Here is a 13,330-nt window from a genome sequence, read left to right on the forward strand (position 1 = left end):
TGCGGTCCGGCTGTTGCAGCGCGACTGCCCATTAGATTTTGCCTTCCTTTTCCCACCGGGCGAAGAGTTCCTGGCGGTAGCGTTCGGCCTTTTCTTCATCTTTCCTGGCGCGGGCCGCGAAGTAAACCAGGCCCAGGGCGGCGCGGCGGCGGTCGGACCGATTCGCGTCCGCCCGGTGAATGATCATGCTGTGATGGGCGAAAACATCGCCCGGGCTGGCGCGCATGGCCACTTCCTGTTCCCGGTCATCGTCGGAGAAATCGGGTATCCCCTGTGAGAACCCGAGTACATTGGACGTCCGGTGGGGGCGCATGCCCCGCCGGTGCGACCCCCGCACGTAACGCATGCATCCGTTCTCCTCGTCGATTTCATCCAGGGCGATCCACAGGGTCAAGGCCTCGTTGGGCTCCAGCATGAAATAGAAGCCGTCCTGGTGGGGCGGGGTGACGTCGCCCACCCTGGCCGGCTTGTTGAACCACTGCGGATTCTTGGGCAGCACGCCGTCCGCGAGCAGAAATCCGGCCAGTTCGGCAAAACCGTAGGACCCGAACAGCTCGTCGAAGTACGGGTCCAGTTCCGCCATGTTCTGCAGCCGCTTGATGGACGACGGGTCCTCCTTGTCTTCGTAGAAGGCCGTCGTATCGGGCGCCTTCGGTAGCACCTCTTCGATGAACCGGTCGATGTTGCTGTTGATCTCGGCCGCTTCCGCCGAAGACAGATACCCCTTGAGCAGCACGAAGCCGTCGCGGTCGAAATCCTGCTTTACCCGGTCGTTAAACTCCATTTATTTTTCTCCTATTCTTGGGCCGTGCGTCCTGGTTTAATCCTAGGGATAACTTTCGCTTTTGTCACACTAAAAAGTCACGGCCAGGCCGTTCTCCAGCACCGTATCGAGTTTGCTGACGCCTTCCGGCGGTCGGCTGTCGTAGCGTGTGACGAAATTCAGGGCCAGCACGAGCGGTCCGGCCAGGTCAATCTCCAGGTTGAGTTCGCCGAGGACGCGGGTGTCGCCGATCTCGTTCCACAGCGGTTGGAAATAGATCGTGCACGTGGACACGACGCGGTCATTGACGGCGATTCGGGAGGACAGGTAGTGGCTCCAGCGGACGACGGTCGCGTTGTCGGGGTGGTTATCAATCGGATTCAATTCGCTTAGCCTTTCGTGCTCCACGAAGGCGGAAGCGCCTTCCCACAGCTGGAATGCCTCGGACGCGACCAGGTGGAACCGAAGCCCGCCGCCGGCCAGCACGCGTGCATCGAGCCGATAGGTCGTATCATAGTTGTACTGGGTGAACGCCTCGATGCCGAACCGCCCATGCACGGGGTAGTGCTGGCGAAGGTGTATCAGTCCTTCATCGGCGAAACGCTCGCCCTGTTCCCATCCGAAGTCGTTCCGGGCCAGCATGAACGTGTTCACCCTGGGGTGATCGAAATCCAACCGTCCTTCCAGTCCGATTTCCTTCAAATCCGTATTCCCCGTATGCATCTCCAGGTTCAGGGCGAGGGCGCCCGAAAATCCGGTGGAAGTCGTGTCTCCGCGCAGCGCTTCGATGTTCACCTGGGCCGCCGAATGGCGAGTCGCCAACGCCAGTGGCAGGAGAAAGAGCAGGTAAAGGTATTTCAATCCGGAGTCTCCATATTACTTAGTGCTTGCCATACCGATCCACGGCGATTTTCATTGTCGTAATATACTTCGGTACCGGTCCGTAGTGAAACGATAAGTAGCCCTGCGAGGGACGAATCAATGACCGACATTCGCGTAGGCCTGATCGGATACGGGGGTTGGAACCGGCTGGCTTTTGTGCCCGCGCTCCGGCAGCATGACCGTGTCCGGATCGTGTCCGCCGCGGCGTTCAGCGAAGCGTCCCGGGAGCGCATCCGCGAGGAGCTTGGACCGGATGTGGAGGTCTACGGCGGCTTCGAGGAATTGCTCGACGGCCCTGAAATCGACGCTGTCATGATGGCAATCCCTGACGCCATCCACGAGACGGCCATGGACGCCGTCCTCGATACGGGGATCGCCGTCTACTACGAACCGCCGCTCGCCGACTATCCCGGCGGCATTCGAAGGATGCTGAAGCGGCTGGTCACAGCCGATCAGGTTACCCACGGCGATCTCGAAATCGGCTACGCTTCGGTCGTCCTCCGCGCTGCAGAACTTTTACGGCAGGGCGCGGTCGGCGCGCCGCAGACCGTCCATTTGAATCTGCGGTGCAATTGGGCGGGGTACGATGGCCCCGACCTGAGCCTTGCCCACCATCTGGGGCCGTGGTACGTGGACGGGCTGAACAGCATTATCGGCCGTTCGCCCGGCAGGGTACTCGTCATGGACGGCCACGGGCAGGTGGGCCGGCGACAGTTTCACAGTCTGGTCAATTTCGACTACGACGGCCTCTGGGGCACGATCCACCTGAACATCGACTCGGTCGATACGCTGGAGACCACGATCGAGGTGACCGGTGACGAAGGCGACTTGCTCGTAGACTATTTTCGCAGCTCGATACAAGTACGCAGCAAGTCCGATCCCAAGGGCGAAATGATCGACGTAAAGCCCGCGATGCCGGTGGTGGGCGGCTGGCCCGGCGAGTCGGAGAGCGTCGCCGATTTCCTGGACGCCGTGGAAAAGGGCACGCCGAATCGCACCGACGCCAGGATGGCCGCGGGGCTCTATCTCACGGGACTGGCCATAGAGCAGTCGAAGGAAACCGGCGGCTGGGTCGAGATCGAAGAGGTGGATGGACTGGCTTAATATCTGGACTGGCCCGATATCCGGTAAGGACTGGTTGCCGGTCCGGTCTGTTACCAGTAGAGGCGGGAGTGAGGCTTGAAAGGCGGGGGGCGCCATGAAAGGTGTTCGAGTAGATCCGGAACGACGGGAAACGCGGATGCTCAGGCGGCACGTGCCGTTCGCCGGTGCGCGCGTCCTCGACATCGGTTGCGGCGACGGCCGGCTGTCGAACCGGATCCGGGGATGGATCGAATCGATCGCCGGTGTCGACCTGGCCGGTGAAGACGTCGGGCGCGCCCATGCCCGGAAGCGGCTGGAGGGTATCGCGCGCTTCGCTGTGGCCGATGCGTCCGTCCTGCCCTTTCACGACCGGAGTTTCGACCTGGCCCTGTTTTCCTGGTCGTTGTGATGAGTGCGACAAGAGGGCATGGGGCATGCCCTTCACGAAACCATACGCGTACTGAAGCCTGGTGGCCGGATCGTTGACATCCGTCCGTATTTCCCGGCAAGACTGGGCAATCGTCGACACGCGAGGCAGCAGGTGTACTGCCAGGTCGCCCATGAAGTTAATCGGGTGGCAACGCTGGCCCGGGACTACGTCGATTTTCATTTCGCGGACCGGGTGGTGGCGGAAGCGGTCCGGGACGGCAGCCTGGACGCGGTTTTTCACACAGATTTCGTTTTCCGGCACTATTTCGACAGCCTGGAACTGTTCGACCGGTGCAGGGCCATGTGGTGGGACAAGGCGCACATTCCTGTTGCGGATCGGCGCTGCCTCGAACGAACCTTGAGGTGTCATCCCTCGGCCGTAATTCGTGTCGATACACCAGTACAACTTCAAGTACTGACGAAAAGGTAGAGAAAAGGAGGGAGCATTCCGCCATGGTCCAGCCCATCTCGTTGAAACACCGCATCCGCAGCGGCGAAATCGTGACCGGCCTGGGCGTATCCATGGATTCCAGCCGGGAAGACCTGAAACGGTATCTTCAACAGGGCAAGATCGATTTCTTCAACGTGGACTGTCAGCACGGCCCCCAGAGTGAGGATCGGATCGTGTCCTTCTGCGCCTCCGCCGAGGCGCTGGACGTGCCGGTGATCCTGCGCATCAAGCATACCCGGCACACCTACCTGATCGGGAACTACCTGGACCTGGGGCCAGCCGGAATCCTCGTTCCCGAAGTCAGGGCGGAAGCCACGGTGCGCGAGGCGGTCCATTTCTTCTACTATCCGCAATTCGGCGGCAGAAGCTGGGGAGGAAACGCGCGCCATGGCATTGCCGGTCGTGACGACCGCCTCGACTATGCGGCCTGGTGGAACGACACGGGCGTGCTATGGCTACAGCTCGAATCGGTCGACGCCGTCATCAACTGCCGGAAACTGGCACTGGAGGGCGTGGACGTCCTCACTTTCGGTCCCAACGATCTCATGTTCGACATCGAGCGGTACCAAAACGCGCCGTTCCGGACCGTCGACGACTGCGTCCGCCACGTCGCCCGGGAAATGGAGGGAACGTCCGTCGCCGTCAGCCTGGCCCTCCTGGACCCGTCGGACCGGCAGAAGTATATCGACATGGGACTGACCGTGCTCCAGACGCCCATGGTGGTCTGATCCGGACCTGTACGTCCATTTCAAACCCAAAGGAACCATTGATGAATCGTCCGCCGGAAGCATACATCCATGTCGATGAAACATCCCTGCTGGCCTTCACGACGGCCTGTTTCGAGAAGGTTGGCCTGTCCGGCCATCATGCTTCGATCATCAGCCGGTTGCTGGTAAACTCCGACCTCAGAGGCGTTCGCAGTCACGGGGTCCGCGCGGCATCCGGCTATACGCGGTCATTCGCCGAGGGGCATCACAATCCACGGCCCAGTGTGCGAGTCATCGCCGAATCACCCACTGCCGTCATCGTGGACGGCGACGGCACGCTCGGATACTGGCCCATGGTGGATGCGACGGAAGGCGCTATCGCAAAGGCCCGTGAAACCGGGCTGGGCATGGGATTGGCCCGGCACATCGGCCATTACGGTTCGGCGGGCCACTACACCCGCATGTGCATGGAGTCGGGCTGTATCGGATTCTCGGTCCAGGGTTACCGCAACATGGGGGATGCCCGCGGCCAGGATCCGAAACCGCAGATCGGTTACTTCGGCAATCCGCCGCTCTGTTTCGGCATTCCGGCGGGCGACGAACCGCCCATCGTGCAGGACGTGGCCACACGCATCCTGGCCGACTATCAGCATTCGCCCGAATTCGACGATCTCCTGTCCCGCATACCGGCCGCCTTCTTCAAGAGCATCGGTTACGGGGCGGTCGCCACGGTCCTGGGATGCGCACTGGCCGGCGCCGCGTTGCCGGAGGCTGATGAAGTTGAGACCCGGTGGCCCGGAGCGAACCACGGCGGCATGGTACTGGCCATTCACATCGAAACGGTGATTCCAACGGCGGATTTCAAGAAGGAAGTCGATCGATTCGTACGGGACGTGAGAGAAACCTACGAGCCCATGCCGGGATACGACGACGCCTTGCTGCCCGGCGCGATCGAAGAAGCGCGTGTGGCACTCCACCGGGAGCAGGGCATCCGGTTCGGCGAGATCGAACAGCGCACCGTACGGGAAATGAGTGAGCGGCTGAACGTACCGTTGCCCTGGAGTGATCGGGACTAACGTGCAGGTAAACCGGTAGGTCTAAAAAAACGCTCACCGCGCGTAGTCTTCATTCAGTCGAGAGGGGAAACAACGTGGCAAAGTACCGCGCAGGACTCATCGGATTGGGCTGGATGGGCATGCTTTACGATCTCGCGGAAAGGACCGGCGTGTGGGACGTGGATGATATCGATCGCCCGACGCCCGAACTGAACATCCGCCGGCGCTTCCACTACCACGAGAACCCGGGCACCGAGGGTCTGCCTTCCTCCTACGCCGAAGCGCTGTGGGACCGGCCGGAGATCGACCTGATCGCCGCAGCGGACAGGGATGTGAAACGGCTTCGCGCCTTCCGGGAACGGTACGGCGTCGTGTCCCTCTATGACGACGCCGGGGACATGCTGGCCATCGAACGGCCGGATATCGTATCCGTCGCGACGAACACCAAACATCGCGCTGATCTCACCTGCCTCGCCGTCCACCATGGCGCGAAGGGGATCTTCACCGAGAAGCCCATGGCCCATACCCTTGAGGAAGCGGACCGGATGGTGCGTACCTGCGCGGAAGCGGGCGTGCCGTTGAGCTGCGGGGCGATCGCCACCACCCATCCATCCTTCGCCCGTGCCGGCGCGCTGGTGCGTGACGGCGACATCGGGGAGCTGCTGTCGATCGAAGCGCCGGGACCCTTCGCCCAACACCAGAACTGGTCCTATTTCCTGGACAGCGAACCGGCCTGGGTAATCGGTACCGGCGATGAACCGCGGCGGGAAACGGGCAGCGACGAATTCACCGGTCAGGGCCTGATGGTGACTGAAAGCGGCCTCGTGGTGCATTTTCGCAAGGGCGCACCCGGGGTACGCCTGCACGGCAGCAAAGGCGACCTGGCTTACGACTTCCCCACAGGCTGGCAGCGATGGGAGGCGATGGAGGTGGAAGGCCGGCCCTACCGGGTGGAAGTGCCCTGGCCAGGACCTCAGTTTGTGCCCCCCTATGGCGGGGTGTATTCGCTGAACGACGTGATGGACTGCATGGCGGGGAAGCTGGACGAGCCCAAAAACTCCGGCCGCAGGGTCGCCATGGCACTGGAAGTGGAGATCGCCTTGAAACTTTCCTCCGCGCGGGGTGGCGTGCGCGTCGACCTGCCCCTTGAAGACCGTTCGCTGGGGCTAAACTACGATTGGTTTCGGTAGGGGAGTTGTTCCGGAGGCCCAGTCCGGGCCTGGATCTACGTACCCAACCCCTCTCGCTGTATCCTCCGTATCCCCGTCGTCAGCCGCTCCAGGTCCTCGTCCGAATTGAACACGTGGGTCGAAACACGAGTGCTTTCCGCCGCGAATTCGAGCGGGGAGACCAGCACTTTCTCATGTTGCTGAAGGCTCTCCGACAAGGGGCCCGCCTCCAGGCCCGGCACGTGGAAAGTAACAATGCCCGATGAATCGCCGTAGGACGCCGGCGTTTCCAGCACCAGTCCCGGGACTTCGAGCAGGGCGGACTTCATCCGGTCCGTATACGACTCGATGCCGGCGAAAATCGCCTCCCACCCCAGCCCTTCCCATATATCCAGGGCCTTGCCGAAACCGGCCTGGTCCGGCACGCTCCGCGTGGCGAACTCGAACCGCCGGGCTTCGTCGTGCAGGTCCATGTTTCCTTCCTGGTCGAAGGTTTTCTGCGAGTGCGACCCGATCCAGCTCGGTTTGAGCCAATCGATCCGGTCCCGGCGGATGAACAGGCCACCGGTACCCTGCGGCGCCATGGTATACTTATGCCCGCAGAAGCTGTAGAAGTCACAGTCCAGCGCGCGCACGTCGATCGGAATGGCCCCGAAGGATTGCGCGCCGTCGAAGAGGACCGGCGTGTCTTTCCCGTGGGCCAGGTCGCAGACCGCCCGGCCCGGAAGGCGCAGGCCGGTGCGTCTCGAGACATGACTGACGCTGACGAGCCGCGTGCGGCCGTCGATCAGGCGGTCCATCTCTTCGAGCGTTCTGCCGAGGTCGTTGTACATCGGCGCGAACCGTAGTTCCACGTCGTACCGTCCGGTCAGGTTGTACCAGGTCAGACGGTTGCCCGGATGCTCGTGGGTGGTGAGCAGTACGTTGTCGCCCGGTTTCCAGTCGATGCCGTTAGCCACGATGTTGATGCCGATCGTGGTGTTTTCCGTCATGACGATCTCTTCGGGCGAGGCGTTGATGGTACGGGCGACCTTGCTCCGGATATCCCGCTTCAGTTCCTCGATCCGCCCGGCGACGAAGGGCAGGGCGGGGCCCCGGCTCTGGAATTTCAGCCAGTGGACGACTTCATCGACGACGGGGTTCAGTTTGGGAGAAAACCCGCTGGTCTGGAAATACGCGTATCCGTCCAGGTCGGGCAGCATGGCCCGCACGTCCGAGGTCAGTGACATGAAACAAGTTCCTTGTGGCTTCGGGTGGGCATTTCGTGGTCCGGCCTCATCCTGGCCGGTGTCGTCCTGACCGGTGTCGTCCTGACCGGTCTCATATTGATCGGGATGGAGGTTGGACATGGCTGCGTCCAGACCTGATCGTCGTGAAATGGTAGGGTTGCCCGAGGGACCTGTCAATTGAATTGGGCTTGACGCCTGCGTCCGTTGGGTTAATTTGCTCGCACTTCCTCGCTCCATCGCGATCCTGGGCCGGATAATCCATGTCACGGAGTACCAGACGTGTTCAGACTCGAGGGCCACCGAATCGGCGATGCATGGTATTTCACTGAGGGTGAAACGGTCCACGCCTGGTTTCTCGCCATGCCCCTGGAACGGAAAGCCGGCTGGAGAATCGACCACTGTGTTTCCGATGACTTGAAGCACTGGCAATACGAGGGTACTGCCCTCGAACCGGGCCCTCCGGACGCATGGGACGGCAAGTCCCTGGCAACCGGCAGCGTCATCCGGCGCAACGGGCAGTACTGGATGGCTTATACTGGCCACAAGCACGAGGCCGCCTTTGTCCAGCGCGCGGGCATGGCGGTTTCCGATGACCTGGAAACCTGGCGCAAGCTACCCAAAAACCCCACCTCGGTGGCCGACCCCGCCCACTACGAGATCGAATCGACCGGCCAACGGCAGCTCACCCACTGGCGGGACCCCTTCCTCCTGGATACGGGTGGCCGGGTTCTCCAGTACGTCTGCGCGCGGCGTACCGACGGGGACGTGGCTGAGCGGGGCAGCGTCGGCATCGCCCAGTCGGCCGACATGATCCACTGGGAATCCCTCCCGCCGCCGGAACACGACCGGATGACCGAGGAAATGGAGGTGCCCCAGGTTTATTTCATCGAAGGCCGCTGGTATCTCGTTTTCTGCACCCATGATTTCTGGCTGACGCCTTCCTTCAGGGACCAGTTCCCCGGTCATGCCTTCAGAAGCACCGACTATGCCATGGTGGGCGATTCGCCGCTGGGGCCGTTCCGAATCCACGGCACGGGCGAGATCATGCCCGAAGCGCCGTCCGGCCGCTTCTATGCCAGCCAGCTCATTGAGCACGGCGGTAGTTGGTTTCTGCTGGGTACCGAAGGCCTGGACGCGGAGAGCGGCCTTTCGGACCCACTGCCGATCGTAGCGGATGAAACGGGTATTCACGTGACGAGAGGTTGACACGAGGAATCGGACGATGGCCCATGACGTAGCCGGCCTGGGATGCGCATGCCTGGATTTCCTGGGTATCGTGCCCCACCTGCCGGACCAGGACGAACAGGTCTGGATGAGCGACTCGGCCCAACAGGGCGGGGGGATGGTCTCCACCGCGCTGGTTACGCTTTCCAGGTTGGGGGTGTCCACCGCCTTCGCGGGCAAAGTAGGTAACGATACGGCGGGCCGCGTCGTGAAGGAGGAATTCGACCAGTTCGGGGTTGACTCGGCCCATTTGATCATGGAGCCCGGCGCTTCGACCCCCGTCAGCATGATTCTCGTCGATGAATCGACCGGCCAGCGAACTATCATGGCCGGCGGTTCGGCCGTGGACATGTCTCCCTCGGAAGTTCCCGCGGAACTGGTCGCCTCCTCGAGAATCCTTCATCTCGACAATACCAATCGACCTGCCGCGCTGGCTGCCGCGGGAATTGCCCGAGATTCCGGCGTGCCCGTGGTGCTCGACGCGGACACCTTGTCCCCGCCGGACGATCTCGTCGAATTGCTCGGGATGACGGATTTCCTGATCGCTTCCAGGGTGTTCTCTGATGAATTGACGGGCCTGACCGATCCATCGGAGGCCGCGAAGGTTCTTGCCGGTTACGGATCGTCTGCTACGGTCGTCACCCTTGGAGAGGAAGGCAGTTACACGCTGGGGGCCGGCCGGTCATTCCACACACCGGCTTTCTCCGTGGACGCCGTCGATACCACGGGGGCGGGCGACGTTTATCACGGCGCGTTCATTTACGGCCTTCTGAAGGAATGGAGTTTCGAGAAGACGGCCGAATTCGCCTCCGCCGTCGCCGCCCTGAGCTGCACCCGTCTCGGGGGACGAGCCGGGATTCCAGATTTGCAAATCGCGTTGGATTTCCTGCGGGATCGAGGTGCGGAGCACTTCAACGACAGAGCGTAAACCCGTTAGATGCCGGCCGCCAGCTAGAGGATTTCCTTAAAGACGTCGATCAGCTTGTCGATCTCGGCCGGCGTGTTATAGAAATGCGTAGATACCCGGATCATGTCGTGATTGCGTCCCTGGTCGGTGCTCACCCGGATCCGGGCCTTGCCGTCGAGGATGCCGCGCAGCAACTGGGCGTCCCAGCCCTCGACTTCGAAGGAGGTAATGCCGGGACTCGACAGACTGTGATCCCGTGAGGTTCCAAGGCGGATCCCCGGCAGTTCGTTCAACCGTTCTTTCAGGTAATCGGAAAGCATGCGGTCCCGGGCGTATATGTTGTCGAGGCCGATGGAATGGAGAAAGGAGAGGGCGGGACGTATGGCGGCTCTTATGGGATACTCGTGGGTACCCCACGGTTCAACGAGCCACAGCGCCCGTTCGTTGTCGCTCCAGGGCCCGTTCCCGTTCGATAAGGGCCAGAAGTGGTCCTGAAATCCTTCCCTGACGTACAGGCAGCCGGTGCCGGGAGGGGTTAACGACCACTTGTGGAGGCTCGTGGCAAAAAGGTCGCACCCCATCTCGTGAAGATCCACGGGCGTCATGCCCGGAGACTGGGCGCCGTCGACTGCCGTTACGATACCTCGCTCGCGCGCCATGTTGCTAAGTTCCCGGACAGGATAGAGCAACCCAGGGCCCCGGGTGATGTGGCAGAAAAACAGCACCTTCGTTCGTGGCGTGATGGCCTCCTCGAAAAGCGCTACCACTTCATCCACGCTTCCTGGAGGACTGGGAATCTGAACGTGGTGCATGTCGATGCCGAAACGCTCCGCCCTTCGGCGCCAGGGGTTTATGCCCGCGATGTGCTCGTCCGTCGTCATGAGCACCGCATCGCCCCGGTTCATGCGGATGCCGTTGGCGATGTGCATAAGCCCTTGTGTGGCATTCCGGGTAAGGACGACCTCATTCTCACTGGCACCAAGGTACGCCGCGCATTCTTTCCTCGCCTCTCTGATCTGCTCCTGGAGCGGCCAGCGCGCCTCCATTCCGTACGTTCCCATGCGAACGTAACCGTCGTAGACCGCCTGGGTGACCGGCCTGGGACACACACCCAGCGAACCGTTGTTGAGGTAGATGACTTCCGGGTCGATATGGAAGTGAGTACGGATTCCCTTCCAGTATGATTCGTCGTCGATCGACGAAGGAGGGGAGATCCCTTCGGCTGCAGCCTGGGCAGATGCGGGCTCCGTTGCAAGCAGTGAAGAGGCCGCGACCCCGCCAGCGGCTGCCAGGCCGTACTTCAGAAAATCACGCCGGTCAGCGTACCCATCCGTGCCGGGATGGTCCTCATTTGTTCTCATGGATTCACTCCTGCTCGGCGCGGTAGAGGGCCGAAACCTCGTCGGGGGACAACGGACGATTGTAAATCCGGACCTCGTCCAGGTCCAGCTCGGTCAGGGTATCTCCGTCTCCTACACTGGCGAAGCAGAGCCACATGCGTCCCAGCGCAATGTACCGGTACGGCTCTTCCGATGTTCTCTCCGCGGCGAGGATGCCATTGACGTAGAGTTTCAGATTCATAAGGCCGTCATCGTTCGTATCCAGCACGCCCGCGACGAACGTCCATTCGTCGGGCGACGGTCCGGCGTCGGACTTTACCTCCCACTGGGTAGCGATATCGTCGACCCGAAAACCGATCTTGCCCTCCTGAATGGAGAGAGAATAGGGATCCTGGCCCCAGGCGCCGTCTCCGTACCAGACCACCTGGCCGTAACCGCGGACAGGATCGAATCCCCGGATCCAACCGGTCACGGTCAGGTAGTGAAGCAGGTCGAGAGACTCATCCTTCACGACCGCCCAATCCCGCTCGCCGTCGAACCGAACGGCGTTGCCCTTCTTGCCCTTAACCTGTTCCGGCGAACCCAGCACGATGGCGTGTAGTCCGTTTCCTGACGCATCTCTCATCTCCCCGGTATCCATGGTCCAATGACCCACGAGTGCTTCGTCCAGGGTCGAGACCGGGCGGTCGGGCCTGGCGATCCCCTCGTGAAGCGGCGGGGGCGTCCAGCCGTTCTCCCGGGCAAGTCCTTCGATTGCTTCCTGTGGAAGGGTTGCCGTGTATATCCGCACGTCATCTACGGTCCCGTTCACATAGAATCCCGGTTCTCCCGACCCTTTGCGGCCCACGTAAAGCGGCTCTTCCGGGTGGGGCGGAAACGGCGCTTCGCTTTCGTCGTAGGGCACCCCGTCCAGGTAAAAGCGGTGCACGGCGCCATCGAAGGCGACTGCAAGGTGGCGCCACTGCTCCGTATCCACGGGGCGGGTAATGAGCGGGTCCCTGCCACGTCCCATGAGGTGCCAGGTCGGCAACGGTCCAAAAGCACTGAGCTGAAACACGCGCCGCACACCCGAGCCGCCGCTGTCCTGTGTCACGATGCCGTTAGACCACCACCTGGAGAAGGCACCTTCGTTGTACTTTATCCAGACCGACAGGGTAAAGGCCTCGCTGGAAAGTGCCGGCGGCGGAGCGACCCGGATATAGTCGTTCAGGCCGTCGAAGGCATAGGCGGCGTCGGCCCGGCCGAAACGGTCGGACGTGAGCACCGCACCGAACACTTCGCCATGGTGGCCGTTACCGCTCGTATCCCGTGCATTGCCGTCGAACAACAACTCGAGTGCCAGGTCGGCCCGGTATTCCTGAGACGCCTGCGCCTCGATCGTTTGGCTGAAGAAAGTCAGCAGGGGAAGCGCAGTGACCAGAAAGCCGACCTGCCAGGCCATGGAACGGCCGTTTTCACGGTACTTACGATCACCTTGACGATGGAGGGTTGAAGCCATATCTTCCTGTCGATCAACCGAATAGAACGAGAACGTAAATGCAGTACGTTCAATAAAATAGCCTGCCGTGCAGAACGACAGGCCAGGTACCGTCATCCGTTTCCGGAAACGTACCGCGAAGCCTGATTATAGTCACTACTTCTACAATCGTCCAGCCCATAACATTCATTCTTAAGTGAACGTCAGGATACTTCATGCCTTCACGCATCAAGATGGACATCGACACCCCCATGGCCCCGCCGCAGTGGGCCCTGCTGGAGCGCGCGCTCATCCGCTCCATGTCCCAGGCGCTCGAACTGTTCTACGATAAGTACTTCGACGAAAAGGGCTACCTGGAATGCGTGCCTCGCTGGGGCGCCCTCGACGGTCCGGACGATGCCATCGAAAACCTGGCGAACTGGCCCGTCGTCTACCTGCTCGGCGGGGGCGACCGCATCCTGGACATGTGCAAGACGGCGCAGGACGGCCATATCCGCCAGTACACCGAGGCAAAGACCGTCGACGTGCCTTTTGCCCGGGACGGCATGTACTACAAGGAATTTCCAGTGCACAGCGACTGGGCACATCCCGCCGATGTCCTGGTGGTGTTCAAC

Annotated in this window: 14 protein-coding genes; 9 read left to right on the forward strand and 5 right to left on the reverse strand. The window is 61.6% G+C overall.

Annotation, left to right across the window (positions count from 1 at the left end):
* Positions 1-31 precede the first annotated feature (31 nt).
* The gene (locus tag F4Z81_08930; protein ID MXW05173.1) at positions 32-784 is read right to left on the reverse strand and encodes a phytanoyl-CoA dioxygenase family protein; all 753 of its coding nucleotides are present in this window, start codon (positions 782-784) and stop codon (positions 32-34) included.
* A 69-nt stretch (positions 785-853) separates the two neighbouring features.
* Positions 854-1,624 (reverse strand): DUF481 domain-containing protein, encoded by a 771-nt coding sequence (locus F4Z81_08935; protein ID MXW05174.1) that lies wholly within the window; start codon positions 1,622-1,624, stop codon positions 854-856.
* Positions 1,625-1,744: 120 nt separating this feature from the next.
* Between F4Z81_08935 and F4Z81_08940 the strand changes: the two genes are divergently transcribed.
* The 6 genes from F4Z81_08940 (at position 1,745) to F4Z81_08965 (ending at position 6,560) form a co-directional block, all read left to right on the forward strand.
* Complete coding sequence (locus F4Z81_08940) at positions 1,745-2,749, forward strand: Gfo/Idh/MocA family oxidoreductase (GenBank protein MXW05175.1); 1,005 nt, start codon at positions 1,745-1,747, stop codon at positions 2,747-2,749.
* 94 nt (positions 2,750-2,843) lie between these two features.
* Positions 2,844-3,137, forward strand: a complete 294-nt coding sequence (locus F4Z81_08945) for a class I SAM-dependent methyltransferase (GenBank protein MXW05176.1) — start codon at positions 2,844-2,846, stop codon at positions 3,135-3,137.
* A 165-nt stretch (positions 3,138-3,302) separates the two neighbouring features.
* Positions 3,303-3,587 carry a hypothetical protein gene (locus F4Z81_08950; protein ID MXW05177.1) on the forward strand — a complete coding sequence of 95 codons (285 nt, stop codon included), beginning with the start codon at positions 3,303-3,305 and terminating at the stop codon, positions 3,585-3,587.
* A 23-nt stretch (positions 3,588-3,610) separates the two neighbouring features.
* Complete coding sequence (locus F4Z81_08955) at positions 3,611-4,336, forward strand: hypothetical protein (protein ID MXW05178.1); 726 nt, start codon at positions 3,611-3,613, stop codon at positions 4,334-4,336.
* A 41-nt stretch (positions 4,337-4,377) separates the two neighbouring features.
* Positions 4,378-5,391 carry an Ldh family oxidoreductase gene (locus F4Z81_08960; GenBank protein MXW05179.1) on the forward strand — a complete coding sequence of 338 codons (1,014 nt, stop codon included), beginning with the start codon at positions 4,378-4,380 and terminating at the stop codon, positions 5,389-5,391.
* 74 nt (positions 5,392-5,465) lie between these two features.
* Positions 5,466-6,560, forward strand: a complete 1,095-nt coding sequence (locus F4Z81_08965) for a Gfo/Idh/MocA family oxidoreductase (GenBank protein ID MXW05180.1) — start codon at positions 5,466-5,468, stop codon at positions 6,558-6,560.
* A gap of 35 nt (positions 6,561-6,595) precedes the next feature.
* Here the strand turns inward: F4Z81_08965 and F4Z81_08970 are convergent, their stop codons facing one another.
* Positions 6,596-8,005, reverse strand: a complete 1,410-nt coding sequence (locus tag F4Z81_08970) for an aminotransferase class V-fold PLP-dependent enzyme (protein MXW05181.1) — start codon at positions 8,003-8,005, stop codon at positions 6,596-6,598.
* Positions 8,006-8,047: 42 nt separating this feature from the next.
* On the opposite strand from F4Z81_08970, the gene F4Z81_08975 reads away from it, so the two are divergent.
* Positions 8,048-8,974 carry a family 43 glycosylhydrolase gene (locus F4Z81_08975; protein MXW05182.1) on the forward strand — a complete coding sequence of 309 codons (927 nt, stop codon included), beginning with the start codon at positions 8,048-8,050 and terminating at the stop codon, positions 8,972-8,974.
* Positions 8,975-8,990: 16 nt separating this feature from the next.
* On the forward strand, positions 8,991-9,920 hold the full coding sequence (locus F4Z81_08980) for a hypothetical protein (GenBank protein MXW05183.1): 930 nt from the start codon (positions 8,991-8,993) through the stop codon (positions 9,918-9,920).
* A 23-nt stretch (positions 9,921-9,943) separates the two neighbouring features.
* Here F4Z81_08980 and F4Z81_08985 read toward each other — a convergent pair whose 3' ends face one another.
* Together F4Z81_08985 and F4Z81_08990 are read right to left on the reverse strand one after the other, a co-directional pair.
* Positions 9,944-11,260, reverse strand: a complete 1,317-nt coding sequence (locus F4Z81_08985; GenBank protein MXW05184.1) for an aminotransferase class V-fold PLP-dependent enzyme — start codon at positions 11,258-11,260, stop codon at positions 9,944-9,946.
* A gap of 4 nt (positions 11,261-11,264) precedes the next feature.
* Complete coding sequence (locus tag F4Z81_08990) at positions 11,265-12,833, reverse strand: LamG domain-containing protein (protein ID MXW05185.1); 1,569 nt, start codon at positions 12,831-12,833, stop codon at positions 11,265-11,267.
* A gap of 98 nt (positions 12,834-12,931) precedes the next feature.
* Between F4Z81_08990 and F4Z81_08995 the strand changes: the two genes are divergently transcribed.
* Positions 12,932-13,330: hypothetical protein (locus F4Z81_08995; GenBank protein MXW05186.1), on the forward strand; the 399-nt coding region annotated here is incomplete at its 3' end.

The organism is Gemmatimonadota bacterium (assembly GCA_009835325.1).
Classification (GTDB): Bacteria; JAAXHH01; JAAXHH01; order JAAXHH01; family JAAXHH01; genus JAAXHH01.

Excerpts from the sequence above, each read along its gene's own strand:
- F4Z81_08930 (MXW05173.1), bottom strand. The coding sequence starts at position 784 with ATGGAGTTTAACGACCGGGTAAAGCAGGATTTCGACCGCGACGGCTTC.
- F4Z81_08940 (MXW05175.1), top strand. The coding sequence starts at position 1,745 with ATGACCGACATTCGCGTAGGCCTGATCGGATACGGGGGTTGGAACCGG.
- F4Z81_08945 (MXW05176.1), top strand. The coding sequence starts at position 2,844 with ATGAAAGGTGTTCGAGTAGATCCGGAACGACGGGAAACGCGGATGCTC.
- F4Z81_08955 (MXW05178.1), top strand. The coding sequence starts at position 3,611 with ATGGTCCAGCCCATCTCGTTGAAACACCGCATCCGCAGCGGCGAAATC.
- F4Z81_08960 (MXW05179.1), top strand. The coding sequence starts at position 4,378 with ATGAATCGTCCGCCGGAAGCATACATCCATGTCGATGAAACATCCCTG.
- F4Z81_08970 (MXW05181.1), bottom strand. The coding sequence starts at position 8,005 with ATGGAGCGAGGAAGTGCGAGCAAATTAACCCAACGGACGCAGGCGTCA.
- F4Z81_08980 (MXW05183.1), top strand. The coding sequence starts at position 8,991 with ATGGCCCATGACGTAGCCGGCCTGGGATGCGCATGCCTGGATTTCCTG.
- F4Z81_08985 (MXW05184.1), bottom strand. The coding sequence starts at position 11,260 with ATGAGAACAAATGAGGACCATCCCGGCACGGATGGGTACGCTGACCGG.
- F4Z81_08990 (MXW05185.1), bottom strand. The coding sequence starts at position 12,833 with ATGACGGTACCTGGCCTGTCGTTCTGCACGGCAGGCTATTTTATTGAA.